At 63.2% G+C, this 25,093-nt stretch carries 26 protein-coding genes; 18 read left to right on the top strand and 8 right to left on the bottom strand.

Features of this window, described 5'->3' with window-relative positions; all coding sequences use genetic code 11:
• Positions 1–37: 37 nt before the first annotated feature.
• Both PQR27_RS15385 and PQR27_RS15380 read left to right on the top strand, forming a co-directional pair.
• Positions 38–1,027 (top strand): 2-hydroxyacid dehydrogenase, encoded by a 990-nt coding sequence (locus tag PQR27_RS15385; RefSeq protein WP_408524458.1) that lies wholly within the window; start codon positions 38–40, stop codon positions 1,025–1,027.
• Entirely contained in the window at positions 1,024–2,472 is a 1,449-nt protein-coding gene (locus PQR27_RS15380; protein WP_408524457.1) for a DNA recombination protein RmuC, read from the top strand. The genes PQR27_RS15385 and PQR27_RS15380 overlap by 4 nt, the downstream gene beginning before the upstream one ends.
• A 125-nt stretch (positions 2,473–2,597) precedes the next feature.
• Here PQR27_RS15380 and PQR27_RS15375 read toward each other — a convergent pair whose 3' ends face one another.
• From PQR27_RS15375 to PQR27_RS15350, 6 genes are all read right to left on the bottom strand, one after another.
• Positions 2,598–2,873: a hypothetical protein gene (locus PQR27_RS15375; RefSeq protein WP_006053283.1), complete on the bottom strand. Its 276-nt coding sequence runs from the start codon at positions 2,871–2,873 to the stop codon at positions 2,598–2,600.
• 88 nt (positions 2,874–2,961) lie between these two features.
• On the bottom strand, positions 2,962–4,263 hold the full coding sequence (gene moeA, locus PQR27_RS15370) for a molybdopterin molybdotransferase MoeA (RefSeq protein WP_408524456.1): 1,302 nt from the start codon (positions 4,261–4,263) through the stop codon (positions 2,962–2,964).
• A 74-nt stretch (positions 4,264–4,337) separates the two neighbouring features.
• Positions 4,338–4,952, bottom strand: a complete 615-nt coding sequence (gene mobA / locus PQR27_RS15365) for a molybdenum cofactor guanylyltransferase MobA (protein WP_408524455.1) — start codon at positions 4,950–4,952, stop codon at positions 4,338–4,340.
• A gap of 12 nt (positions 4,953–4,964) precedes the next feature.
• Entirely contained in the window at positions 4,965–6,074 is a 1,110-nt protein-coding gene (gene moaA, locus PQR27_RS15360; protein ID WP_408524454.1) for a GTP 3',8-cyclase MoaA, read from the bottom strand.
• A gap of 196 nt (positions 6,075–6,270) precedes the next feature.
• A complete protein-coding gene (locus PQR27_RS15355) occupies positions 6,271–9,564 on the bottom strand; it encodes an Rne/Rng family ribonuclease (protein ID WP_408524453.1) in 3,294 nt (1,097 codons plus the stop codon).
• A 742-nt stretch (positions 9,565–10,306) separates the two neighbouring features.
• Positions 10,307–10,498: a hypothetical protein gene (locus tag PQR27_RS15350; RefSeq protein ID WP_408525534.1), complete on the bottom strand. Its 192-nt coding sequence runs from the start codon at positions 10,496–10,498 to the stop codon at positions 10,307–10,309.
• Here PQR27_RS15350 and PQR27_RS15345 point away from each other — a divergent pair.
• The 4 genes from PQR27_RS15345 to PQR27_RS15330 are packed head-to-tail and all read left to right on the top strand — an operon-like array spanning position 10,403 to position 13,414.
• Positions 10,403–11,323: an RluA family pseudouridine synthase gene (locus PQR27_RS15345; RefSeq protein ID WP_408525499.1), complete on the top strand. Its 921-nt coding sequence runs from the start codon at positions 10,403–10,405 to the stop codon at positions 11,321–11,323. The two genes, PQR27_RS15350 and PQR27_RS15345, sit on opposite strands and share 96 nt — an antisense overlap.
• Positions 11,316–11,975: an HAD-IA family hydrolase gene (locus tag PQR27_RS15340; RefSeq protein ID WP_408524452.1), complete on the top strand. Its 660-nt coding sequence runs from the start codon at positions 11,316–11,318 to the stop codon at positions 11,973–11,975. Before PQR27_RS15345 ends, PQR27_RS15340 begins: the two co-directional genes overlap by 8 nt.
• An 8-nt stretch (positions 11,976–11,983) precedes the next feature.
• Positions 11,984–12,376, top strand: coding sequence for a Rieske (2Fe-2S) protein (locus PQR27_RS15335; protein WP_408524451.1), 393 nt, complete (start codon positions 11,984–11,986; stop codon positions 12,374–12,376).
• A 33-nt stretch (positions 12,377–12,409) separates the two neighbouring features.
• The gene (locus PQR27_RS15330; protein ID WP_408524450.1) at positions 12,410–13,414 is read left to right on the top strand and encodes a S49 family peptidase; all 1,005 of its coding nucleotides are present in this window, start codon (positions 12,410–12,412) and stop codon (positions 13,412–13,414) included.
• Positions 13,415–13,510: 96 nt separating this feature from the next.
• On the opposite strand, the gene PQR27_RS15325 is transcribed toward PQR27_RS15330, so the two are convergent.
• Both PQR27_RS15325 and PQR27_RS15320 read right to left on the bottom strand, forming a co-directional pair.
• Positions 13,511–14,230 carry an SAM-dependent methyltransferase gene (locus PQR27_RS15325; RefSeq protein WP_408524449.1) on the bottom strand — a complete coding sequence of 240 codons (720 nt, stop codon included), beginning with the start codon at positions 14,228–14,230 and terminating at the stop codon, positions 13,511–13,513.
• Positions 14,227–14,844 (bottom strand): Maf-like protein, encoded by a 618-nt coding sequence (locus PQR27_RS15320; protein ID WP_408524448.1) that lies wholly within the window; start codon positions 14,842–14,844, stop codon positions 14,227–14,229. Before PQR27_RS15320 ends, PQR27_RS15325 begins: the two co-directional genes overlap by 4 nt.
• A gap of 212 nt (positions 14,845–15,056) precedes the next feature.
• On the opposite strand from PQR27_RS15320, the gene PQR27_RS15315 reads away from it, so the two are divergent.
• The 12 genes from PQR27_RS15315 to PQR27_RS15260 all read left to right on the top strand — a co-directional run bounded on the left by PQR27_RS15315 (position 15,057) and on the right by PQR27_RS15260 (position 25,063).
• Entirely contained in the window at positions 15,057–15,701 is a 645-nt protein-coding gene (locus PQR27_RS15315) for a YceD family protein (protein WP_408524447.1), read from the top strand.
• A 101-nt stretch (positions 15,702–15,802) separates the two neighbouring features.
• Positions 15,803–15,982, top strand: coding sequence for a 50S ribosomal protein L32 (gene rpmF, locus PQR27_RS15310; protein WP_047844776.1), 180 nt, complete (start codon positions 15,803–15,805; stop codon positions 15,980–15,982).
• Positions 15,983–16,154: 172 nt separating this feature from the next.
• Positions 16,155–17,261 (top strand): phosphate acyltransferase PlsX, encoded by a 1,107-nt coding sequence (gene plsX, locus PQR27_RS15305; protein ID WP_408524446.1) that lies wholly within the window; start codon positions 16,155–16,157, stop codon positions 17,259–17,261.
• Positions 17,261–18,250, top strand: coding sequence for a beta-ketoacyl-ACP synthase III (locus tag PQR27_RS15300; RefSeq protein WP_408524445.1), 990 nt, complete (start codon positions 17,261–17,263; stop codon positions 18,248–18,250). Before plsX ends, PQR27_RS15300 begins: the two co-directional genes overlap by 1 nt.
• Before the next feature lie 118 nt (positions 18,251–18,368).
• Positions 18,369–19,304 carry an ACP S-malonyltransferase gene (fabD, locus tag PQR27_RS15295; protein WP_408524444.1) on the top strand — a complete coding sequence of 312 codons (936 nt, stop codon included), beginning with the start codon at positions 18,369–18,371 and terminating at the stop codon, positions 19,302–19,304.
• 85 nt (positions 19,305–19,389) lie between these two features.
• Positions 19,390–20,139, top strand: a complete 750-nt coding sequence (fabG, locus tag PQR27_RS15290; protein WP_408524443.1) for a 3-oxoacyl-ACP reductase FabG — start codon at positions 19,390–19,392, stop codon at positions 20,137–20,139.
• A 152-nt stretch (positions 20,140–20,291) separates the two neighbouring features.
• The gene (acpP, locus tag PQR27_RS15285) at positions 20,292–20,531 is read left to right on the top strand and encodes an acyl carrier protein (RefSeq protein WP_004197638.1); all 240 of its coding nucleotides are present in this window, start codon (positions 20,292–20,294) and stop codon (positions 20,529–20,531) included.
• A 327-nt stretch (positions 20,532–20,858) separates the two neighbouring features.
• A complete protein-coding gene (gene fabF, locus PQR27_RS15280) occupies positions 20,859–22,097 on the top strand; it encodes a beta-ketoacyl-ACP synthase II (RefSeq protein WP_408524442.1) in 1,239 nt (412 codons plus the stop codon).
• Between the two features lie 15 nt (positions 22,098–22,112).
• On the top strand, positions 22,113–22,598 hold the full coding sequence (locus PQR27_RS15275; RefSeq protein WP_408524441.1) for a hypothetical protein: 486 nt from the start codon (positions 22,113–22,115) through the stop codon (positions 22,596–22,598).
• Between the two features lie 101 nt (positions 22,599–22,699).
• The gene (gene rpoE / locus PQR27_RS15270; RefSeq protein WP_006051939.1) at positions 22,700–23,299 is read left to right on the top strand and encodes an RNA polymerase sigma factor RpoE; all 600 of its coding nucleotides are present in this window, start codon (positions 22,700–22,702) and stop codon (positions 23,297–23,299) included.
• An 83-nt stretch (positions 23,300–23,382) separates the two neighbouring features.
• Positions 23,383–24,015 carry a sigma-E factor negative regulatory protein gene (locus PQR27_RS15265; protein ID WP_408524440.1) on the top strand — a complete coding sequence of 211 codons (633 nt, stop codon included), beginning with the start codon at positions 23,383–23,385 and terminating at the stop codon, positions 24,013–24,015.
• Between the two features lie 4 nt (positions 24,016–24,019).
• A complete protein-coding gene (locus tag PQR27_RS15260; protein WP_408524439.1) occupies positions 24,020–25,063 on the top strand; it encodes a MucB/RseB family sigma factor regulatory protein in 1,044 nt (347 codons plus the stop codon).
• Positions 25,064–25,093 lie beyond the last annotated feature (30 nt).

Genomic DNA, 25,093 nt, shown 5'->3' with positions numbered 1-25,093 from the left:
AGGCCATTGAACTCGACGCGCTATTCGGAGAATTGCAATGCAGAAGATCCTCGTCGCCCGTCCGATCTTTCCAGACGTAATCGAACGGCTGAAGCAATATTTCGACGTCGACTGGAACCAGGGCGACGTCCTGGCCGCCGACGAACTGATGAAACGGCTCGCCGATAAGGACGGCGCGCTGACCGCCGGCGACCCGATCGGTGCAGCAGCGCTTGCGGCGGCGCCGCGTTTGCGTGTAGTGGCGAACATGGCGGTGGGTTACAACAACTTCGACATGGCGGCGTTCAACGCGGCGAACGTGCTCGGCACGAACACGCCTGACGTGCTGAACGAATCGACCGCCGACTTTGGCTGGGCCCTGATGATGGCGGCGGCGCGCCGCATCGCCGAATCGGAACACTGGCTGCGCGCGGGCCAATGGCAGAAATGGGCTTACGACGCATTTCTCGGCTCCGACCTGTACGGCGCGACGCTTGGCGTGATCGGCATGGGCCGGATCGGCCAGGCGTTGGCGCGCCGCGCGAAGGGCTTCAACATGCAGGTGATCTATCACAACCGGTCGCGCGTCGCGGCGGAAATCGAAGCTGAGTTGAATGCCGAATACGTGTCGAAGCAGGACCTGTTGCGGCGCGCCGATCACGTGGTGCTGGTCTTGCCGTATACGCAGGAAAACCATCACACCATAGGCGCGGCCGAATTCGCGCGGATGAAGCCGACCGCTACGCTGACCAATATCGCGCGCGGCGGCATTGTCGACGACGCGGCGCTCGTCGAGGCGCTGCGCACGAAGCAGATTGCCGCGGCCGGTCTCGATGTCTACGAAGGCGAGCCGAATCTGAATCCGGCGCTTCTGACAGTGCCGAATGTCGTGCTCACGCCGCACATTGCCAGCGCAACCGAGGCAACGCGCCGCGCCATGGCGAACCTTGCCGCGGACAACCTGATCGCCGCCCTCGGTGAAGGTCCGCGCGCGGGCCGTCCGCCGAATCCGGTCAATCCTGAGGTCATCGGCAAGGCGCGTTCATGACAATGATTCTGGTGGCGGCCGTCGCGGTGCTGGCGGTCGCATTGGTCATCGCGTTGGCTTTGCTGGTGCGCGGCAATAGCCGCGCTGACGAAGGCGAGCAGTTCCAGATCCTCAGCGAGCGTATCGACGCCGCCGCGGATGCGCAGTCGCACGCTTACGAGCGGCTCGAACGGCAACTGCGCAATGACATCACCGAGACGGCGCGCGTGTCGCGCACCGAGTTGAGCAGCGGCTTCTCGCACTTTCAGCAGACGCTGGCGTCGCAGTTCACCAGTATGACAACAGTGCAGGGCGGCAAGATCGACGGCTTTGCGCAGCAACTCGACGCGGTGCGTCACAGCCTGCAGCAGCAGGCGCAACAGGCGCGTGACGAACAAGGGCGCACCCTCAAACAGTTTGGAGAGACGCTCAGCCTGCAACTGGGCCAGCTCACCGAGGCGAACGATCGCCGCTTTGCCGAAGTGCGCGCGACAATCGAACAGCGTCTGAAGGATATCGAGGCGAACAACTCGACCCGGCTCGAAGAAATGCGCCGCACCGTCGACGAAAAACTGCATGCCACGCTGGAGCAACGGCTGGGCGAATCGTTCAAGCTGGTGTCCGACCGGCTAGAGCAGGTGCATCGGGGTCTGGGCGAAATGCAGACGCTGGCTGCGGGTGTCGGCGATCTCAAGAAGGTGCTCACCAACGTCAAGACACGCGGCACGTGGGGCGAGGTGCAGCTCGAAGCGTTGCTCGAACAGCTGCTTACGCCGGACCAATACGCAAAGAATGTTGCGACGGTGCCGAAGAGCGCCGACCGCGTCGAGTTCGCGATCAAACTGCCGGGCCGTGCGGAGCCGGGCGGCCCCGCCACGCCGGTCTGGCTGCCGATCGATGCCAAGTTCCCACGCGAAGACTACGAACGCCTGATCGAAGCGCAGGAGCGCGCCGATCCGGTTGCGGTGGAAGAGGCGTCGCGCTCGCTCGAGGCGCGCATTCGTGCCGAGGCGCGCACGATCGCAGAGAAGTATGTGTCGCCGCCGCACACCACCGATTTTGCATTGCTGTTTCTGCCCACCGAAGGCCTGTACGCCGAAATCCTGCGACGGCCAGGCCTGACGGACATGCTGCAACGCGATTTTCGCGTGACGATCGCCGGGCCGACCACGCTGACCGCCTTGCTCAACAGTTTGCAGATGGGTTTCCGCACGCTCGCGATCGAGCGGCGCTCGAGCGAGGTGTGGCAAGTGCTTGGCGCGGTCAAGACAGAATTCGGCAAATTCGGCGACGTGCTGGCGAGGACCAAGGCGCAGCTGGAAACCGTCACCCGCTCAATCGAAGCCGCTGAAACGCGCACGCGTGTGTTGAACCGGAAGCTGCGCGACGTCGAGGCATTGCCGGGAGAAGAGGTGAGTGGGGTGCTCGGCGATGCGCTATCGGGTGTGGACCCCGACGAGCAATAGCGTGGGGCCGGGTGCGCCTGGTGGTCCGGGTGGTCCTGATGGTCCTGGTGGTCCGGATGGGAGAGCGGCCCGACTCGAAACTGAACCGCCGTCGGCTCAGGTTCAGGCGCCGGCCGTGCCGGTCATCACGCTTCTTCCGGCGCGTCGGTCAGCTGGATTTCGATCCCGCCAAAGCGCGAGGCAACCCAGTTGTACGCATGGCATGCAATCCACAACAGGATGAAGCCGAGAATCGCGTTCAGCAGCAACGCGCTGAACACCGTGCTCAACTCCACCGAGCCGTAGCGCACGAACGCGACCAGTACGCCGAGCAGCACGATCGGCACCGAGAATGTCAGGTACACGAGGATAAGCGCCTTTGCCGTCTGTCCCGGTGCGATGAACGAGATCTGTTTTTTCATGTAAGTCAAACCCGTGAGTCGTGGTGGTGATGGGTAACGCGTGGGTGGTGAGTCCAATGCTGCGTCCAATGCTGCGTCGGGTGATGCGTCAGATGAGACCGTCGAACAGCATGATCTGAACGCTTTCGCCCTCGGCTATATCGGCTTCATCATGCCCGAGTACGATGAAACAATTCGCTTCGCTCATCGAACTCAGCACGCCGGAGCTTTGCGAACCCGTGGGCGTGACGCGCCATTGACCGTGCGCATCCCGCCCGGCAACACCGCGTTGAAACTCAGTGCGGCCGGCGCGTTTGCGGATGGCCTGGCGGCTGGTTGCCTGAAATACCGGCAGCGGCTGTGGCGTCGCGCCGGCCATCAGCAGCAGCGCCTCGCGCACGATCTGATAGAACGTCACCATGACGGCCACCGGATTGCCCGGCAAGCCGAAGAATAACGCGGGTTGCCCGACGCCCGGGCGCTCGCCAGACCACACGCGGCCAAAAGCAAGTGGTCGGCCGGGACGCATCGCGAGACTCCAGAACGCGACGTCGCCGAATGTCTGAAGCAGTTGCCTGGTGAAATCCGCCTCGCCCACCGAGACGCCGCCGGAGGTCAACACCACGTCGGCGCTGGCTGCCGCGCTGCGCAATGCGGCCTCGAGCGGAGCCGGCTGATCGCGCACTACGCCGAGATCGAGTGCCTCCACGTTCAGGCGCCGGAGCATCGCAAACAGCGTGTGGCGGTTGCTGTCGTACACGCAGCCCGGGTCGAGCGGTTCGCCGAGCGAGCGCAGTTCGTCGCCGGTCGAGATGAATGCGACGCGCAAACGCCGCCTTACATGGACTTCGCCGATGCCGAGCGACGCCAGCAAACCGAGGTCCGATGCTCGCATGATGCGCCCGGCGCGCAGCGCGGCGTGCCCGCGCGCGAGGTCCTCACCGGCCAGGCGCCGGTTGGCGCCGCCCAGCACCGCGTTGGCGGCAAAGCGGATCGAGCTGGAATCGGCGCTGCGCTCGACAAGTTCTTGCGGCACGACGGTGTCGCAATCGGCCGGCATGGAGGCGCCTGTCATGACGCGCACGCATTGTTTTGCGTCGGCGCGTCCCATGAATGGATGGCCGGCCAGCGCTTTGCCGACGATCGTCAGGTTCAGCTCGGACGCGCCTGCCGCAAGGGCGGCGCGGTTGAACGCGTAGCCGTCCATGGCCGAGTTGTCGTGCGAAGGGACGTCGATTGGCGACACGATGTCGTTGGCCAGCACGCGATCGAGCGCGTCGCGCAAGGGCACACGCTCAACCGCGGTGACAGGCGTGGCCCACTGACGGACGATCGCCTGGGCGGCCGAAACAGGTAGCGCGTGAGGATCGTACTGCGCGACGCAGCGGGAAAATTCGTTAAGCGTGGTCATGAAGAGCTGGACGTCGCGACCGGAGCCTGGAGCGGCGGTTGCCGTGCGGCCGGAGCGGGATTTCAACCGTGACCTCAGCCACGTTCGAGGTCGGCGAGTTCTTGTAGCGAATTGATATTGTAAAACGCGCGCTCGTCGGCAAAGACGACTTCCACCGTCTTGTGGCGTGCGTACCACGCGCGAACCTTGCGTTCGCCGGCTTCCAGAAAGGCCGTGAGGTCGTCAGCAAGGCTCGTGCGCAGCAACGCGAACACGGGGTGGAGGGAGACGTTGCCCGCGGCGTCGGCGGTCGTGACGGTGGCGATGTCGGCGTGGTTCGAGTCCAACGCCTCGCCGAGGCGCACCGCGAGCTCATCGGGCAGCCCCGGTGTGTCGCACGGCGCGCTCAGCACGTATTGGGTGTGTGCCGCGCGCAAGCCGGCAAGCAGGCCTGCCAGTGGTCCGGGGAAGCCGGCCAGGGTGTCGGCAATGACCTCGGCGCCGAACGGCGCACCCAGCCCGGCGTAAATGTCTGGATGGCGATTGGCGCTGATCAGCAAGGCGCCCGTTTGCGGGGCGAGGCGCTTCAGGACATGAGACGCGAGCGGCTCACCGCGCAGCGGTTGCAGCCCTTTGTCGACGCCGCCCATGCGCATACCGCGCCCACCCGCGAGGACCAGACCGGTGACGTGTTCGCGCGTTGGACTCATGCGTGCGACCGCTCAGCCGCCGATGTACGACATTTCAACGCGGCGGGTGTCCTGTGCGTGCGAATGCGCCGCGCCGCTGCCGCGCAACTGCGAGTAACGATCGCCGCGGGATTGCCAGATTTCGGCCACGGCGGTGGCGATATCGGCATCGTTCGAGCCGCTGCGCAACAAGGCGCGCAGATCGTGACCCGACGACGCGAACAGGCACAGGTACAGCTTGCCCTCGGTCGACAGGCGCGCTCGCGTGCAAGCGCCGCAGAACGCGCGCGTCACGCTGGAAATGACGCCGATCTCGCCGCCGCCGTCCACGTAACCCCAGCGCTGGGCGGTTTCGGCGGCGCTGTGGGCTTCGAGCGGCACCAGCGGGAAATGTTCGGCGATGCGCGAGACGACGTCTGCGGACGGCAGCACTTCCGTCATGTTCCAGCCATTCGAGGTGCCGACGTCCATGTATTCGATAAAGCGCAGCACGGCGCCTGAGCCTTTGAAATGGCGAGCCATCGGCACGATTTCGCTGTCGTTGGTGCCGCGCTTGACGACCATGTTGACCTTCACCGGGGCGAGCGCGACTGCCTGCGCCGCGGCAATACCGTCGAGCACGTCGCCCACGGCGAAGTCGGCGTCGTTCATGTGGCGGAACAAGGTGTCGTCGAGCGCGTCCAGACTGACGGTGACGCGGTTCAGGCCGGCGTCTTTCAGACTGCGCGCCTTGCGCTCCAGCAGCGAGCCGTTGGTGGTCAGCGTCAGATCGAGCGGACGGCCTTCCGGCGTGGTCAACTGCGCGAGCCGCTCGATCAGGAACTCCAGATTTTTGCGCAGCAGCGGTTCACCGCCCGTCAGGCGGATTTTCTCGACACCATGTGCGACGAAGAGCCGCGCGAGGCGCTCGATTTCCTCGAAGCTCAGCAGCGCGCCGTGCGGCAAGAACGCGTAATCCTTGTCGAACACCGCGCGCGGCATGCAATAGACGCAGCGGAAATTGCAGCGATCCGTCACCGAGATGCGCAGGTCGCGCAGCGGGCGCGCCAGCGTATCGTGCAGCGCGCCGCGCGGTGCTTGCACGGGGCCGGAGATGACCGGCACCGCACTCAGATCGGCAACAGGGATGATGCGTCGGGACATGAATTGCTTCGTTTGGTGCTTGAATTGGGAACCTGATTATTCATTCTAGCGGAAATGCATCGGGCGACTGCCGCCTAAGGCCGCTGTCGGGGTATACGGGGAGCGGCATGAAACGTCCGATCCGGGTGCGCATCCGGCGCTCATAAAACAAAAAGCCCGCCGGGTAGGGCGGGCTCTTTGCGGGACGGCGGGCAGCTTACTGCGGGTGCTTATCCGTTTCCACTTGCTGCATCGGCGCGCTGTCTAGCGGCGGCAGCGGCTTGCGTTCGCGAACCACACGAGCCGGCTTGACGGCCAGTGCAGCAGCTTCCTGAGCGGCACGCAGCTTGCCGGCGTCGGTATTCACCCAGACGAGACCGGCCTGTTCCAGCACCGGTTGCAGGGCTTCCGCCGACACTGCGGTGTGGCGGGGTGCCTGCGGTGCTTGCGGCGCAGCGGCGACCGGTGCCGGCTCGACCACTGCCGGTTCCGCTACCGGGGCGACCGCTGCAGCGGCCGCAACAGCCGCCTGCGGCTCGACGATCTCGGCTTGCGGCGCTGGCTGAGCCGCCGGTGCTTCCACCACGGCAGCCGGGGCTACGGTTTCGACCGGAGCCGGCGCGGCGTGAGCTTCCACGACCGGAGCGGCTGCAGGTGCTTCAACCGGAGCTTCAACCGGAGCTTCGGCACGAACGACCGGCTCGACCAGCGAAACAGTCTCGCTGGCTGCGGGCGCGGCTTGTGCGGCTTCGATCGGTGCAACAGCGGCTTGCGCCACCGGCTCGACCACAGCAGGTGCCACCGGCGCTTGCTCGACCGGTACAACCGCTTCCGTCGTCGCAGCCTTCTCGACAGCCAGAGCCGGCGTTTCGGTTGCGGCGTGCAGCTCGGTGACGACCGCGGTTTCGGTCGCGACAGCTGCAACCACCACTTCCACCGGCGCCACGGCCTTCGCTTCGCTCACTTCCGCCGTACGCTCGGTCGGCTGATGCGCCGTGCGCACCGGTGCTTCGTCGGCGACGTTGGCGCTCTCGCCTTCAGCTTCCGCTACATCGGCCGCCAGGTTGCCATTCACGTCTTCTTCACGCTCACGACGACCACCACGACGGCCGCGGCGGCGGCGGCGGCGCTCTTCACCCTCGCGCGCCACTGCTTCCTGATCGACCGGCGCACCGTTCTCGCCCAAGGCGAGCTGGTTTTGCGCCAGTTCTTCGGCCGATTGCGTGTCGTTCTGCGTCAAGGCTTCCGCGGCTTCCGGCTGCTGCTTGCGGCGCTCTCCGCGTTCAGCACGGTCGCCCCGTTCACGACGTTCGCCACGTTCCGCACGCGGTGCACCGTCCACGGTTTCGGTACGGTCGCTGCCACGATTGTCGCGGTCGCGGTTTTCACGACCTTCGCGCGGCTCACGAGCCTCGCGCGGTTCGCGGCCTTCGCGTGCCTCACGCGGCTCGCGATTGCCACGCGGTTCGCGCGACTCACGTGCCTCACGCGGTTCACGCGGTTCACGGCCTTCGCGTGCCTCGCGGCCTTCGCGCGGTTCGCGTTCTTCACGACGCTGCGACGGTTGTTGGCCTTGCGCCTGACCTTGACGGCCAGTCGTCGCGCCTTCGCCACGGCCGGCTGCATCGCGGCCGCCTGCGCCGCCTGCGCCGCCACGGCGGTTGCGGTTGCGATCGCCACCGCGTTCGCCGGTGCGCTCACCGCGTTCCGTGCGCTCGCCGCGTTGCGGACGCGTCTGCTTTTCCGTCGTAGCCGGTGCGACAGGCGCCGGCGCGGCCGGCTGCATGCCGAACAGATTCTTCAGCCAGCCGATAAAACCGCCGCTCGCCGGCGTTACAGCGACCGGAGCCGGGGTGGTGGCCGCCGGACGAACCGGTGCGCTAGGCGCCGGTTTCTCAGGCGTAATGCCCTTGACCGCGGCTTCCTGCTTCGGCTTCACTTCTTCGGCACGCTTGCTGTAACCGGTTTCCGATTCCATTTCGCGGGCCGCTTCTTCAGCCATCTTCCACGAAGCGCGCGGTTCGTCGAGGCGCGCATCGTCGTGACGCAGGCGCTCGAGCTTGTAATGCGGCGTGTCGAGGTGCTTGTTCGGGATCAGGACGACATTGACCTTGAAACGCGACTCGATCTTGTTGATTTCGGCGCGCTTCTCGTTCAACAGGAAGGCGGTCACTTCGACCGGCACCTGGCAATGAATCGCCGCGGTGTTTTCCTTCATCGCTTCTTCCTGAATGATCCGCAGCACTTGCAGCGCGGACGATTCGGTATCCCGGATGTGGCCCGTGCCATTACAGCGCGGGCAGGTCACGTGGCTGCCTTCCGACAATGCCGGACGCAGACGCTGACGCGACAGTTCCATCAGGCCGAAGCGCGAGATCTTGCCCATCTGGACGCGCGCACGGTCGTGCTTCAAAGCGTCTTTCAGACGTTGCTCGACTTCGCGCTGGCTCTTGGCCGATTCCATGTCGATGAAGTCGATCACGATCAGGCCGCCCAGGTCGCGCAGGCGCAACTGGCGGGCCACTTCGTCGGCGGCTTCGAGATTGGTGCGCGCAGCGGTTTCCTCGATGTCGGCGCCCTTGGTGGCGCGCGCCGAGTTCACGTCGATCGCGACCAGGGCTTCCGTGTGGTCGATCACGATGGCACCGCCCGAAGGCAGGGGCACGGTGCGCGAGTACGCGGTTTCGATCTGGTGTTCGATCTGGAAGCGCGAGAAGAGCGGCACGTCGTCGTGGTAGCGCTTCACCTTGCTGACATTGTCCGGCATCACGATATCCATGAAGGCGCGGGCCTGGTCATGGATTTCAGTGGTGTCGATCAGGATTTCGCCGATATCCGGCTGGAAATAGTCGCGAATCGCGCGGATCACCAGGCTCGATTCGAGATAAATCAGCATCGGCTGGCCAGTCGAGCCGCTCTGCGACGCGGCCTCGATGGCGCGCCACAGTTGCATCAGGTAGTTCAGGTCCCACTGCAGTTCTTCGGCGGAACGGCCAATGCCGGCCGTGCGCGCGATGATGCTCATGCCTTCCGGCAGTTGCAGCTGCGCCATGGTTTCGCGCAGTTCCTGACGGTCGTCGCCTTCGATCCGGCGCGACACGCCGCCGCCACGCGGGTTATTCGGCATCAGAACCAGATAGCGGCCGGCGAGCGAGATGAACGTGGTGAGGGCTGCGCCCTTGTTGCCGCGCTCTTCTTTTTCGACCTGAACGATCAGTTCCTGGCCTTCGCGCAGCGCGTCCTGGATGCGCGCGGAGCGCATGTCGACGCCGTCACGGAAATACTGACGGGCGACTTCCTTGAACGGCAGAAAACCGTGGCGGTCTTCGCCGTAGTTGACGAAACAGGCTTCGAGCGAGGGCTCGATGCGGGTAATGATGCCCTTGTAAATATTGCCTTTGCGCTGTTCGCGCCCGGCGGTTTCGATGTCGATATCGATGAGTTTTTGCCCATCGACGATGGCGACGCGCAGTTCTTCCTGCTGCGTCGCGTTGAACAACATTCGTTTCATTGAACGGCTCCAGAGCGGCTTAGCCTTGCCCACGCTGCGCGGTTGTCAGTCGCGAGAGCGAAGAGGGCAGTGGCATGCCGCGCTTTATTGTGTTTTCACAAGCACGCTGGAGCGGGAAAAATGGCGGGAGAATTGCCTGAGAGGGCCCGGCCCCATTAACAAACGGGCGCGGTGCCGCAGGGCACATGCGAACACGGCTTCAAATAACGACCCGACACGCCGCGGGTTCTGCCGGATGACCTTCTTACGCCTTCGTCCACTCGCGCCGGTGCGCCAACTGGACGCGTGACCGGAGGGTCTAAGGCATGCGGTCATGCCGCAGCGGGAAGTTCGCGCAGTCGGCGCGTCTTTTCTCGCTGGGGGTGTCTCGCCTCATTTTGACGTCGCCATGTCTTGTACTTTCTACAAGACGCCACGGGCGCACGCCGTATTTTCGCAACCGGCAGCTTCTTGCAGCAAGGCGTCAAACCGCCCGATACCGAAGCTGACAGTTAAATTCTTTTTTACCAAAATTCCGTTACCGGCGAAGCCGACCTTGACCGAACGCGCCTGTGGGCGCCGTCCCTGCCGGGTACTGACTTCGTGCGTGCAACTTGTTGCATCTCATTTTCAGGGTGAGCAACCAGACCCCGGCGCAAGTAAAATAACGGTTTATCGCTTGCACCTGCGCAATCCGCCCGAATTCCGGACACTGCGCCGGCCGCCGCAGACTGCTGGGCAAATTATATTCAGAATGAAAGAGTTAGGCAAAATATCCCAGAAATCGGTCGCAAGCGACCAGGTCTCGATCATCGAGATCGACGACAGTGCGGCCGGACAGCGCATTGATAACTTCCTTTTGCGGGTTTGCAAAGGTGTTCCAAAAAGCCATATTTACCGCATCTTGCGCAGCGGGGAGGTGCGGGTGAATAAGGGTCGGGTCGATGCGCAGCATCGGCTCGAACTCGGCGATCTGGTGCGTGTGCCGCCCATCCGCGTCGCCCAGCCGAACGCGGCCGCTGCCCACGCGCCGGTACCGAGTGCGGAGTTCAGGATCATTTTCGAAGATGAACATCTGCTGGTCATCGACAAACCGGCCGGCGTGGCGGTCCACGGCGGTAGCGGCGTCGCTTTCGGCGTGATCGAGCAGATGCGTGAAGCGCGGCCGCAGGCAAAATTCCTCGAACTGGTGCATCGGCTCGACCGCGAGACCTCCGGCATCCTGATGCTGGCCAAGAAGCGCACCGCGCTGGTCAATCTGCACGAGCAGATTCGCGAGAACAGGATGGATAAGCGCTACTATGCGTGCGTCCACGGCGAATGGGCGAGCGACTGGGGCCGCCGCCGGGCGGTCAAGGAGCCGCTGCACAAGTATCTGACCGCGGACGGCGAGCGGCGCGTGCGCGTGCAGGCGGATGGTCTCGCCTCCCACACGGTGTTCAATCTGATCGATCGCTGGCCGGAGTACGCGCTGCTCGAAGCGGAACTGAAGACCGGCCGCACGCATCAGATTCGGGTTCATTTGCAGCACCTGGAACTGCCGATCGTCGGCGACGCCAAATACGGCGACTTCGCGCTGAACAAGGCGCTGGCGCGCGCCAACGCGAAGCCGGGCCTGAAGCGCATGTTCCTGCACGCGTACCGGCTGAAGCTGACGCACCCGGCAACCGGCGCGCCGTTGCAGCTGGAAGCGCCGTTGCCGGCCGAATGCCGCAGCTTCGTCGCGCAACTCAACGAATTACGAAATGGGTCACACCCGGAGACGACACCGCATGGCTAGAGAGCAATTTGATCTGATCGTCTTCGACTGGGACGGAACGTTGATGGATTCGACCGCGCACATTACGCGCAGCATCCAGTCGGCGTGCCGCGATCTTGGCTTGCCGGTCCCCGCTGACGAGGCCGCGAGCTATGTCATCGGTCTCGGTCTGCGCGACGCCTTGCAAATCGCCGCACCCACGCTCGATCCGGCCGAGTACCCGCGTCTGGCCGAACGTTATCGCTTTCATTATCTGGTCAAGGATCAGACCACCGAACTGTTCGTTGGGGTGCGCGATATGTTGCAGGCGTTGCGCGACCAGGGTTATTTGCTGGCCGTGGCAACCGGCAAGAGCCGCGTCGGCCTGAACCGCGCGCTCGACCAGTCGCGCCTGACGAGCCTGTTCGACGGCACGCGTTGCGCGGACGAAACCTTCTCGAAACCCCATCCGGCCATGCTGCATGAGCTGACGCGCGAATTGGGGCAGGATCCGGCACGCACGGTGATGGTCGGCGATACAACACACGATCTGCAGATGGCGATCAACGCGGGTGTCGCGGGGATCGGCGTAACGTACGGTGCGCATCCGGCCGGCTCGCTGACGGCGTTGTCGCCGAAATTCGTCGCTTCGAGCGTCGGCGCTTTGTCGGGTTGGCTGCTTGAGAACGCATGAGTGAGTGTATGAGCGAAGCGCCAATGGAAGCGGTGCGCATTTGCGCAGCCGAAGAACTGGTTGACGGTGGCGCCGGCGTGCGGCGTGCCGCGACGCTGGGTGGCGGTGAGGTAGTGGTATTTTTTGTGCGCTACGATGGGCGCGCCTACGGCTACCTGAACCGTTGCGCTCACGTGCCGATGGAGCTCGACTGGTCCGAAGGGCAGTTCTTCGAATCCTCCGGTTTATACTTGATGTGCGCCACACATGGCGCGATTTACGCGCCGGATACCGGCAAATGTGTCGGTGGCCCGTGCCGTGGCGGCAGGTTGCGTCCTGTTCAGGTCGACGAACGGGATACGCCCGAAGGCCGCGCCGTGTTCTGGCTGCCCGATGGCGAATTGCGTCCGGCCGCGCCCTGACTTTCCTCTTCTTCGATCATTCCACTGCAACGCATGTCCGACAATTTGACTCCCGAACCGAAGGAACCGTCCCTGACAGGCCGCACCCGCTCGCCTGCCGATGAACCGGGCTGGGAGCGCGCGGCGCTCGAGCGCATTGCGCTTGCGGCGATCAACGAGCAGCGCGCAGCACGTCGGTGGAAAATTTTCTTCCGCTTTGTGTTCCTGATCGTCCTGCTGCTGGCGGTGTGGGGCGCACTCGACTTCTCCGGCGACAAAGTCTCGACTACCGGCCGCCATACGGCGATGGTGTCGCTTGATGGCGAAATCTCCGCCGATACGAACGCGAACGCCGAAGATGTCAACACCGCGCTGGAAGCCGCGTTCGACGACGCCGGCACCGCGGGGGTCATCCTGCGGTGCAACAGCCCGGGCGGCAGTCCCGTGCAGGCCGGCATCATCTATAACGAAATCCGCCGTTTGCGCGCCAAATATCCGTCAATTCCGCTCTACGCGGTGGTAGGCGACATGTGCGCGTCGGGCGGCTATTACGCGGCGGCCGCAGCGGACAAGATCTATGTGGACAAGGCGAGCATCGTCGGCTCGATCGGCGTGCTCATGGACAGCTTTGGTTTCACCGGCCTGATGGACAAGCTGGGCGTGCAGCGCCGACTGCATACGTCGGGTGAGAACAAGGGCTTTTTCGATCCGTTCTCGCCGGAAACGCCGAAAATGGACGAACATGCGCAAGACATGCTCGATCAGATCCACGCCCAGTTCATTGATGCGGTTCGCCAGGGCCGCGGCAAGCGCCTGCACGAAACGCCGGAAATGTTCTCGGGGCTTTTCTGGACCGGCCAGAAGAGCGTAGAGCTTGGGCTGGCGGACGGTTTCGGCGACGCGGACTACGTCGCACGCGACCTTTTCAAGGCTCCGGATATCGTCGATTACACGGTGAAGGAAAGCATTACTGACCGCGTGGCGCGCAAGTTCGGCGCGGCGGTCGGCAGCGGAGCCGTGCATGCCATGGCGCTCGGCGGGAAGCTGAATCTGCGGTGAACGAACACTGACTGCTAATAGAAAGCCCCGCGCGATCAGGTGACAATCGCGCGGGGCTTTTTGTTTCTTGGCGGTCCGTTCGCCCGTGAAAGGCGCTTAAACGGCGAGGATCAGGAAAATGGCCGGACGTTTATGCAGATCGATCGCGGGCTTTTTCTTCCACTCGGCCACCGTGCGGCTCGCGATCGTTTCCGATTCCAGGGTCAGGTCGACCGCGACGCATACAAGCGTCGATGGCGCGCAGGTCGCGAGCAGGGTGTCGAGCAAAGCGCGGTTTCGGTAGGGCGTCTCAATGAAGATCTGCGTTTGCTTCGCCTTGCGCGATTGCTGTTCCAGATCACGCAGACGCTTGGCCCGTTCGGTCGCGTCGACCGGCAAATAGCCGTGGAACGCGAAGCTCTGCCCATTCAGGCCGGAGGCCATCAAGGCCAGTAAAATCGAACTCGGTCCGACAAACGGCACGACTTTGACGCCGCGTTCATGGGCGCGGCGCACCAGCAGGGCGCCGGGGTCCGCGACCGCCGGGCAACCGGCCTCGGAAACCAGCCCGGCGTCGGTGCCGGCCAGCAGCGGCGCGAGCAGCTTGTCGATCTCGCCAGCCGGCGTGTTGACATTCAGTTCGCGAATTTCGATTTCCTGGATCGGCCGCTCGGTGCCGACTTTCTTCAGAAACGCGCGCGTGGTTTTGGCGTTTTCGCCTATGTAATAGTGCAGCGAGGCCGCACGGGCGCGCACCGGCGCCGGCAACACGGCGTCGAGCGCGTCGGTATCGCCTTCGCCAAGCGTGTTCGGAATCAGATACAGCGTGCCGCTCATTGCGCCCCCAATAGTGGATAGCCGGCTGCGAGCAGCATGCGCGACAGTGCGATCAACGGCAAGCCGACGAGGGCAGTGGGGTCGTCGGAGTGGATGGCGTCGAGCAGCGCGATGCCGAGGCCTTCGGACTTGGCGCTGCCCGCGACATCGTAAGGCGTTTCGGCGCGTAAATAGGCATCGAGCGCCGCATCCGGCAGATTGCGGAACAGCACGCGCGTGATCACGTCGACAGATTGCGCGGCGCCTGAGCGGCTGTCGAACAGGCAAAGTGCACTATGAAACAGCACCTCGCGGCCGCGCATTGCCTGCAACTGGGCGAGTGCCTTGTCGTGAGTGCCGGGCTTGCCGATCTGCAGACCGTCGTAAGTGGCGACCTGATCTGAGCCGATCACGAGCGCGGCTTCGCCGGCGCTGAGGCCGCCGGCAATCGCGCGGGCTTTCGCCTCGGCGAGCCGCAGCGCGGTCACTTCGGGTGTTTCGCCCGCGAGCGGTGTTTCGTCGATCGCCGGTACGACGACGTCGAACGGGACGCGCAGCCGTTCGAGCAGTTCGCGGCGATAGGGCGAGCTCGACGCCAGAATCAGGCGTGGCGGGCGATTGGGGGAATCTGGCATGATCAACCAACGGCTAGAGAGGCAAGGCGTACGGAGCAGCGCGGACCTTGCGCGCGTACGGGCTTAAGTGTTTGACTCGAAAAGACAAAACGGATATGATTTCGGGCTTTTCATCGGTATGCTATTGAGCAAGCGGGCCTTTTCAAAGCGCTCGCGGGCTACATTGCCGACCGGTTTACCCCGGCGAAATCCTTGCCGACGCAGGAGCGCACATGACTCAACATCCTGGCAACCCTGCTGGTCTACCCGACCCGCATGATCTCGATCTGTTCGAATTTGCGCGGAGTGGGCGTCAGGCCGCGGGTGTCGTGCGCGTCTCGCAACTGCCGCGCATGTTAAACGAAGTCCCGGCAGAAGCGCCAGAGCGCGATACCGCGTTCACCTGGCAAGCCGAGGGGACGACGCAGCCGGAATTGCAGGATGACGGCACCGAGGGCCCGCAGCCTTATTTGAGGATGGCGGTTCACGGCGCCGCATGGCTCGAATGTCAGCGTTGCATGACGCCGTATTTGCAGGCATTCAACGTCGATGCAACCTACCGGATCGTCAGCACTGAGGCGGAAGCCGAAGAGTTTCCGCTCGACGAGGATGAAGTCGAGGTGATCGTGGGCTCGCGCCAGTTCGATCTCATCGACTTGATCGAAGAAGAGTTGCTGCTTTCCTTGCCGCTCGTGCCCAAGCACGAGGTGTGTCCGGAAGTGCACGAGAGTCTCGTCTCTGGTGTGGCCGGAACAGAAGGCGAGGGCGACGAGGCTGCGCCGGATGAAGCGGGTGAGGGCGGTGAGCCCGAGCGGCCTAATCCGTTCGCGGCGCTCGAAAGTCTCAAGCGCGGTGAGCCGGGCGACAAGAAGCACTGAACAGTTGCATGGGAGCGCGATGCGGGCGCATTGGCCATTCGGCCAGTGGCGGAGACCGGATCGGGCTGTGTTAGAATTCGGAAAATTTTTAGGAGTTAGTCATGGCAGTTCAACAAAATAAGAAGTCGCCGTCGAAGCGCGGTATGCACCGTTCGCACGATTTCCTCACGGCAGCGCCGCTGGCCGTTGAGCCGAGCACGGGTGAAGTGCATCTGCGCCACCACGTTAGCCCGAACGGCTACTATCGCGGCAAGAAAGTCATCAAGACGAAGAACGACTAATCGTTTCACTGCGTTGCGCCCCTTGGCGTTTCGCGTGGCGATCGGCTCGCTTGACATTTTCCCGGCTCGGCAAAAAGGCGGCATTCATCTGCCGCTTTTTTGTGTCGATCGCAGTTGGCGCTTTAGCGCTGACGGCGGTCCCATCCAGGGCGCCTGAAATTCGTCGCACTCCATGACAGTAAAGCTCACGATAGATTGCATGGGAGGCGACCACGGCCCGTCCGTGACCGTTCCCGCAGCCGTCAACTTCGTTCGTTCGCATCCCGATGCTGAGTTGATGCTCGTCGGCATTGAAAGTGCGATCCGTGCGCAGCTGAAGAAGTTGAAGGCTCAGGACCTGCCGGCGCTGACCGTTGTGCCTGCTACCGAGATCGTCGCCATGGACGATCCGGTGGAAGTCGCGCTGCGCAAGAAAAAAGACTCGTCCATGCGTGTGGCGCTCAACCGCGTCAAGGAATCCGAGGCGCAAGCCTGTATTTCCGCCGGTAACACGGGCGCACTGATGGCGGTCTCGCGCTATGTGCTGAAAACGCTGTCGGGCATCGAACGCCCGGCCATCGCGTCGGCACTGCCCAATCCCAATGGCTACACGATGATGCTCGACCTGGGCGCCAACGTCGATTGCGAGCCGCAGCATCTGCTGCAGTTCGCGGAGATGGGGCACGCCCTTGTGTCGGCGCTCGAAGGTAAGGAGCGGCCCACCATTGGCCTGCTCAACATTGGCGAAGAAGTCATCAAGGGCAACGACACCATCAAACGCGCCGGCGAACTGCTGCGCGCGAGTACACTTAACTTTCACGGCAACGTTGAAGGCAACGACATCTTCAAAGGCACGGTCGACGTGATCGTCTGCGACGGTTTTGTCGGCAATGTTGCGCTGAAGACGTCGGAAGGCCTCGCGCAGATGCTTTCCAACATCATCAAGGAAGAATTCGGCCGTTCGTGGCTGACCAAGGTGATGGCGGTGCTCGCATTGCCGGTATTGATGCGCTTCAAGAAGCGCGTCGATCACCGGCAATACAATGGCGCCGCGCTGCTCGGTTTGCGCGGGCTGGTGATCAAAAGTCACGGCTCGGCGGATGCCTACGCGTTTGAGTGGGCTATCAAACGCGGGTATGATGCCGTCAAAAACGGCGTGCTGGAGCGCCTTGCGCGAGCGATGGAAGAGAACGCGGGTTCTCTCGCACAGGCAGCGCGCGACGCAAGCGGCGCGGGCCACGCAAGCCCGCTCGCAGGCCAGCCGGCCGAGCCCTACGCTGCGCAATCCTCGAAGGCATAATGGCTCAATCGACAATTTATTCCCGCGTGCTAGGCACCGGCAGCTACCTGCCGCCCGCGCGCATCACCAATCAGGATCTGGCTGAGCGTCTCGCCAGAGAAGGCGTCGAGACGAGCGACGAATGGATCGTCGCCCGCACGGGCATCCATGCGCGTCACTTCGCCGAACCCGATGTCACGACCAGCGATCTGGCCTTGGTCGCCGCGCAGCGCGCGATCGAAGCGGCCGACATCGATCCGCAATCCATCGATCTGATCATCGTCGCAACCTCCACGCCGGATTTTGTCTTTCCGAGTACGGCGTGCCTGCTGCAGAACAAGCTCGGCATCAAGAACCACGGCGCGGCATTCGACGTGCAGGCCGTGTGTTCCGGCTTCGCTTACGCGGTGGCGACGGCTGACAGCTTCATTCGCAGTGGTCAGCATCGCACGGCGCTCGTGATCGGCGCGGAAACCTTCTCGCGCATTCTCGATTTCAAGGATCGCACCACTTGCGTGCTATTTGGCGACGGCGCGGGCGCGGTGATCCTGCAGGCGTCCGAGGAACCGGGCGTGCTGGCAAGCGCATTGCACGCCGACGGCAGCCACTCGAACATTCTCTGCACGCCGGGCAACGTGAACGGCGGTGTGGTCGCCGGCAGCGCGTTCCTGCATATGGACGGCCAGGCGGTGTTCAAACTCGCCGTCAACGTGCTCGAAAAGGTCGCCGTCGAAGCGCTCGCCAAGGCCAATCTGACGGCTGAGCAGATCGACTGGCTGATTCCGCATCAGGCCAATATCCGCATCATGCAAAGCACCTGCCGCAAGCTCGGCTTGCCGCAGGAGCGCATGGTCGTCACGGTGGGCGAGCACGGCAATACGTCGGCTGCGTCCATTCCGCTCGCATTTGACGTCGCGGTGCGCGACGGCCGCATCAAACGCGGCCAGAACGTGCTGATCGAAGGTGTCGGCGGCGGCTTTACGTGGGGCGCGTCGGTTATCCGCTACTGATCAGCGCGATGCCATGGCGCGTGCTGTCTGCGGCGCTCGCCTACGCCTGAGCGCGCTGGTTGCTGCTTGTCAGCCGCGCGCGCCACCCACATCTGACAACATAGAAATTGGGGACGATATGAAATTTGCGTTCGTTTTTCCTGGGCAAGGATCACAATCGGTCGGCATGCTGAACGCCTTCGCCGATCACGCGGTCGTGCGTGAGACGATTCAGGAAGCGTCCGACGCGCTCAATCAGGATCTCGGCAAACTGATCGCAGAAGGTCCCGCCGAAGATCTGAACCTCACTACCAACACCCAGCCCGTCATGCTGACCGCCGCCTACGCGATTTATCGCGCGTGGCAGGCAGCGGGCGGCCCGCAGCCGGTTATCGTGGCCGGCCATAGCCTTGGCGAATACACCGCGCTGGTCGCGGCGGGTGCGCTGCAATTCCGCGACGCGGTACCGCTCGTGCGTTTCCGTGCGCAGGCGATGCAAACGGCGGTGCCCGTTGGTGAAGGCGGCATGGCCGCGATTCTCGGTCTCGATGACGACACAGTGCGCGCGGTTTGTGCTGAGGCCTCGGTTGCAGGCGTCGTCGAAGCGGTGAATTTCAATGCGCCCTCGCAAGTCGTGATCGCCGGTCATAAGGCCGCGGTGGAAAAGGCTTGCGAAGTCGCCAAGGCGAAGGGCGCCAAGCGCGCGTTGCCGCTGCCGGTGTCGGCGCCGTTCCATTCGTCGCTGCTCAAGCCCGCTTCGGATCAACTGCGCGAGTATCTGGCGAGCGTCAACGTGCAGGTGCCGTCGATTCCCGTGATCAACAACGTCGACGTTGCCGTGGTCAACGAACCCGCGAAAATCAAGGATGCGCTCGTGCGCCAGGCGGCCGGCGCGGTGCGCTGGGTGGAAAGCGTGCAGGCCATGGCGTCGCAGGGTGTCACGCATGTGGTCGAGTGCGGGCCGGGCAAGGTCCTTGCGGGTTTGACCAAGCGCATCGATGGCAATCTGATCGGCGCTTCGGTGTTCGATCCGGCCTCGCTGGAAGAAACGCTCAAGCTCGTGACCGCAGGCTGAACGCCGCGCCAAACGTGCCGTAAAAGCAGACGTTAAAGTAGCCTTAAGAATCAATCAGCCCTCCGAAGGGCATCCGGACTGACAGATGGAAAAGACTCTCGACAAGCAGATCGCAATCGTGACGGGCGCTTCGCGTGGCATCGGCCGGGCGATCGCGATGGAACTGGCGCGCCAGGGCGCGACGGTGATCGGCACGGCGACCAGCGAAAGCGGCGCGGCCGCCATTACCGAAGCGTTTGGTGCGGCTGGCGTGAACGGCCGCGGCGCGGTGCTTAACGTGAACGACGCAGCCGCGGCTGAGGCGCTGATCGACGGCACCGTGAAGGAATTCGGCGCGCTGCACGTGCTCGTGAACAACGCTGGCATCACGCAAGACCAGTTGGCCATGCGCATGAAGGACGACGACTGGGACGCGGTGGTCGACACCAATCTCAAGTCGGTGTTCCGTCTGTCGCGCGCCGTGCTGCGTCCGATGATGAAAGCGAAGGGCGGCCGCATCATCAACATCACGTCGGTGGTCGGCTCGGCCGGCAACCCGGGCCAGGTTAACTACGCCGCTGCAAAGGCAGGCGTGGCGGGCATGACGCGGGCGCTCGCGCGCGAGATCGGCAGCCGTGGGATTACCGTGAATTGCGTGGCGCCGGGCTTCATCGATACCGACATGACCAAGACCCTGCCGGAAGAGCAGCAAACGGCTCTGAAGACGCAGATTCCGCTTGGCCGCCTCGGCAGCCCGGAAGACATCGCGCACGCCGTGGCGTTTCTGGCGTCGCCGCAAGCAGGCTATATCACCGGGACGACATTGCATGTGAACGGCGGGATGTACATGTCGTAACCGTTTTCGGTTACTATCCGCGCCTTGACGCGTTTGCAAAAGCGTAAGGCGCATGCCTTGACTGGAACCCGATGCGCCGCTTTTTTGCCGGGTCAAACCTGATAAAATGCGCGCACCTGTATTTTTGAACTTCTTTTCCCTTGGAGGGGTTAATGGACAATATCGAACAGCGCGTCAAGAAGATCGTCGCAGAACAACTGGGCGTTGCGGAAGCTGAGATCAAGAACGAAGCTTCGTTCGTGAACGACCTCGGCGCCGACTCGCTCGACACCGTTGAGCTCGTGATGGCCCTCGAAGACGAATTCGGCATGGAAATTCCGGATGAAGAAGCCGAGAAGATCACCACCGTTCAGCAAGCGATCGATTACGCTCGCGCGAACGTCAAGGCCTAAGGTCATTCGCGCCTGCGTTTCTGCGTTGGCGGCGTATGACGCCCTGCCGTGCCGGTTGCCGGCGCCAGCAGGGTTGGCGCTTTTTGCCAAGCAGGAGCCAGCGATGTTGACAGCGCAACTTTTCGCGCGATTGCCGACTTTCAAGAAAACGCCGGGCCGCCCCGCGTTTTCCGCCCCGCAGGAAGTCCCCGTGGGGGATTGCCACTCTCGGGGGGACCTGGTGCGAAGCACCGGGTGTGGGGGCGCTTAACAGCCACAGGGCACACAGGGCACGTTCCTGTAGCCGCTGTGGCTTTTGTTTTTGTCAACTATGAAAAAGGGGTTACCGTGAGCCGCCGTCGTGTTGTTGTTACAGGCCTGGGGCTGATTTCGCCTGTTGGCAATAATGTTGCCGACGGCTGGGCCAATCTGGTCGCCGGCAAGTCGGGTATTGCCAATATCACGAAGTTCGATGCGTCGAACTTTTCGACTCGTTTCGCCGGCGAGGTGAAGGGCTTCAATATCGAGGACTACATCCCCGGTAAGGAAGCGCGCCATATGGATACGTTCATCCATTACGGCGTCGCAGCCGGCATCCAGGCGATGCAGGATAGCGGCCTCGAAGTCACCGATGAGAATTCGGAGCGCATCGGCGTCGTGGTCGGATCGGGCATTGGCGGTTTGCCGATGATCGAAGTGACGCAAACCGAGTTGCTGAACCGCGGCCCGCGCCGTATTTCGCCGTTCTTCGTGCCGGCGTCGATCATCAACATGATTTCCGGCCATCTGTCGATCAAGTTCGGCATCAAGGGCCCGAATCTGGCCATCGTCACCGCATGTACCACCGGCCTGCACTGTATCGGCGAGGCTTCGCGCCTGATCGAATACGGCGACGCCGACGTAATGATCGCCGGCGGTGCGGAATCGACCGTCTCGCCGCTCGGTATCGGCGGCTTTGCGGCGGCACGCGCGCTGTCTCAACGTAACGACGATCCGGCAACGGCCAGCCGCCCGTGGGACAAGGATCGCGACGGTTTCGTGCTGGGCGAGGGCGCCGGCGTCATGGTGCTCGAAGAGTACGAACACGCGAAGGCACGCGGCGCGAAGATTTACGCCGAGGTCAGCGGCTATGGGATGAGCGGCGACGCCTATCACATGACCGCCCCGCTGGAAGATGGCGACGGTGCACGGCGCTGCATGCTGGCCGCCATGAAGAACGCGGGTGTCAACTCGGATCAGGTGAATTACCTGAACGCCCACGGCACGTCCACGCCGCTCGGGGATCTGGCCGAAACCACCGGCATCAAGCGCGCTTTCGGCGACCACGCCAAAGACATGGTCGTGAACTCGACCAAGTCAATGACAGGTCACCTGTTGGGCGGTGCCGGCGGTCTGGAATCCGTGTTCACCGTGCTCGCCGTGCATCATCAGGTGTCGCCGCCAACCATCAACATCTTCAATCAGGATCCGGCCTGCGATCTCGATTACTGCGCCAACACCGCGCGGGAGATGAAGATCGATGTCGCGCTGAAGAACTCGTTTGGGTTCGGCGGCACGAACGGCACGCTGGTCTTCAAACGTTTCTGATCGGCTGACCGCTTGGTGACGCGCCACTCGACGACGCCGGCTCAGCCGGCGTCGTCCCTCGAATCGGCCACGCCCGGCGGAGCGACGCAACGGATCACGTTGCGTCGCTCCGCCGCATTGCGCGCGGCGATGGGGGGCTTCATCCTGATTGCCGCTTTGGCGGTCCATACCTGTCTGGCCTCGCGTCTGGGCCACTGGCAGGCCGTCCCGCTGACGCTGGCCGTTCTGGCGCTGCTGTCGCTATGCGCGGCCAGACATGAACGCGAGCAGCCCGTCGCGCTCAAAATCGGTCCGGAAGGGCTATCGGCGTGGGGCCGCACAGGGCATTTGCTGGTCCAGGGACGCATTGCCGGCTGTTCGCAATGGAGCGGCCGTCTGCTCGTGCTGGCGCTCGTGCCGGATCACGGGTGTTCGCGCACGCTGCTCATTACCGCCGACGCGCTGCCCGCCACTGTCTTTCGCCAACTGGCCGTACTGGGCCGGCGCGGCGCGGGCGTCTGACTGTAACGACTGTAACCGCTGTTACCGTAGTAACGTGCCGCGATGATGGGGACGCTACAATGGTCCCCCGCCATGCGCCCAATAGTTAACGGATTTATCAGGTGAGCGAAAAAGAAATTGATCAGGTGCTGGTCGAGCGCGTCCAGAAGGGCGACAAGGCCGCGTTCGAGCTTCTGGTCTCCAAATACCACCGCAAGATTCTCCGGCTGATCTCGCGCCTCGTGCGGGATCCCGCCGAAGTGGAAGACGTCGCCCAGGACGCCTTTATCAAGGCGTACCGGGCGTTGCCGCAATTTCGCGGGGAATCGGCCTTTTATACGTGGTTGTACCGGATTGCGGTCAACACGGCAAAGAACTACCTTGCGACCCAAGGGCGGCGCGCACCCACTTCGACCGAAGCAGATGCTGAAGAAGCTGAAACTTTCTCGGACGCCGACCAACTAAGGGATATCAACACGCCTGAGTCGATGTTGATGAGCAAGCAGATCGCTGAGACGGTCAATGCTGCGATGGCGGTTTTACCGGAAGAGTTGCGCACCGCCATTACTCTTCGTGAAATTGAAGGTTTGAGTTACGAGGAAATCGCTGAGATGATGGGTTGCCCAATTGGCACAGTCAGATCACGAATTTTCCGCGCTCGCGAAGCCATTGCGGCAAAATTGCGTCCGTTGCTTGACACACCTGAAGGCAAGCGCTGGTAAGAGACCAGCCGGCCAGAAGGGGCGCGGGTGCAATATCTGGGTTAGTGGTGTCACTACGGGGTGTTTGTAAGATGGGGAGCATCATGGGGTCGGTCTCGATGCAATCGCAAGTCAGCTCGCGCGGCGAGCGTCTGTCCGCTTTTGTCGACGGTGAGTTATTCGGCGAAGAGCATCTGAATCTGGACAAATTTATCTCGGGGCTGGACGGTGAAGATCGTGCCGCCTGGTCGAGCTATCACCTGATCGGCGACGCATTGCGTTCGGACGAACTGGCAGTCAGCCCGGCGGCGAGCAGCGCGTTCCTGAACGGTTTTGCTGCACGTTTCGAAAACGAGCCGCACGTCCTCGCGCCTGCCGCGATGCCGGTCGCGCGCCGTCTGCTGGCCTTGCGCCGCCGCGTCGTGCCGGCTTTTGCCGTCGCCGCCGCCGCTGCCACGCTGACGTGGATTGTCGTGCCGCAACTGCAAGGCGTGCCGGGCGGCCCGGGTATGACGCAAGTCGCGTCGGTCCAGTCGCATGGCGATTCGCTGCAACGTGTGGCCATGGCCTCGGTGCCGGCCGCCACGGCCATGCCGGTTGCCCAGGACGCCAATATCATTCGTGACGCAAGTCTCGACCAGTATCTGGAAGCTCACCAGCAATTCGCGCAACAGCCGGTGATGCCGGGTTCGATGCCGCTGATTCGCGCTGCCGCCGTCTCTACGCAAGGCCAATAGTTTGATGCAGACTCCGCGGTTGAATAAAACGACTATCTGGGGGCGGCTGCCGGCATTTCTGTTCTGCGCAGCCGTGTTGTTGTCCGCTACGCCGCGGGTCTTTGCGCAAACCAACGACCCACTTGTCGCCCGTCGTACGGCCGCGGATCTGCTCGACCGGATCCATCAGGCCGCGCAGCAGCAGAACTACGAGGGCGCGTTCGTCTATCAGCGCGGCAATTTCGTTCAGACATCGCGGATCGCGCACTATGCAACCCGCACGGACGGCGAATTCGAGCAACTCGAAAGCCTCGACGGCAAGCCGCGCAAGATGCTGCGTCATAACGAAGATCTCTACACATTCGTGCCGGAGCGGCATCTGTGCGTCGTGGAGAAGCGTCAGAATAAAGACTCGTTCCCGGCACTCCTCGCAGTGAGCGGCGAACAGGTACTCTCGGTGTACGAGCCGAAGCTGCTGGGTGACGACCGCGTGGCGGGCGTCGACAGTGAGGTGATCGAACTCGATCCAAAAGACGCGTATCGCTTTGCTTACAAGCTGTGGGCCGACAAGAAGACCGGCCTGCTGCTGCGCGCGCAGACACTGGATTCGAACGGTCAGGTGCTCGAACAATTGTCGTTTTCGCAGATTCGCATTGGCGTGCCGGTGGACAAGACTGCCATCGTCAACGGTATTCGTAATACGGCAGGTTGGACGGTCGTACGTCCGCCGGTCGAACCTGTCGATATGGAGGCACAAGGCTGGCAGATCGCGCCGACCGTGCCCGGCTTCCGCAAGATTCGTGAGTTGCGCCGTCCAATGGCTGCGCGGGACGCGGGCCAGCCGACCATCCCGGTCGACCAGGCCGTGTTCTCCGACGGTCTCGCGGCGATTTCGGTGTTCGTCGAGCCGGTCGAAAACAATACCCGCAAGGAAGGCGCGGGCAGTAGCGGCGCGACGCATGTGCTGGTCAAGCGTCGCGGTGACTTCTGGATTACTCTGCTCGGTGAAGTGCCCCAGACCACATTGCAGCAGTTTGCGTCTGCCATAGAATATAAAGCTCCGAAGTAACCCTCCGACTCCTCGAATTCCTCGGCTCGC

Source organism: Paraburkholderia fungorum (assembly GCF_046027215.1).
GTDB classification, from domain to species: domain Bacteria; phylum Pseudomonadota; class Gammaproteobacteria; order Burkholderiales; family Burkholderiaceae; genus Paraburkholderia; species Paraburkholderia fungorum_D.
This window is presented reverse-complemented; position numbering and strand designations above follow the sequence as displayed.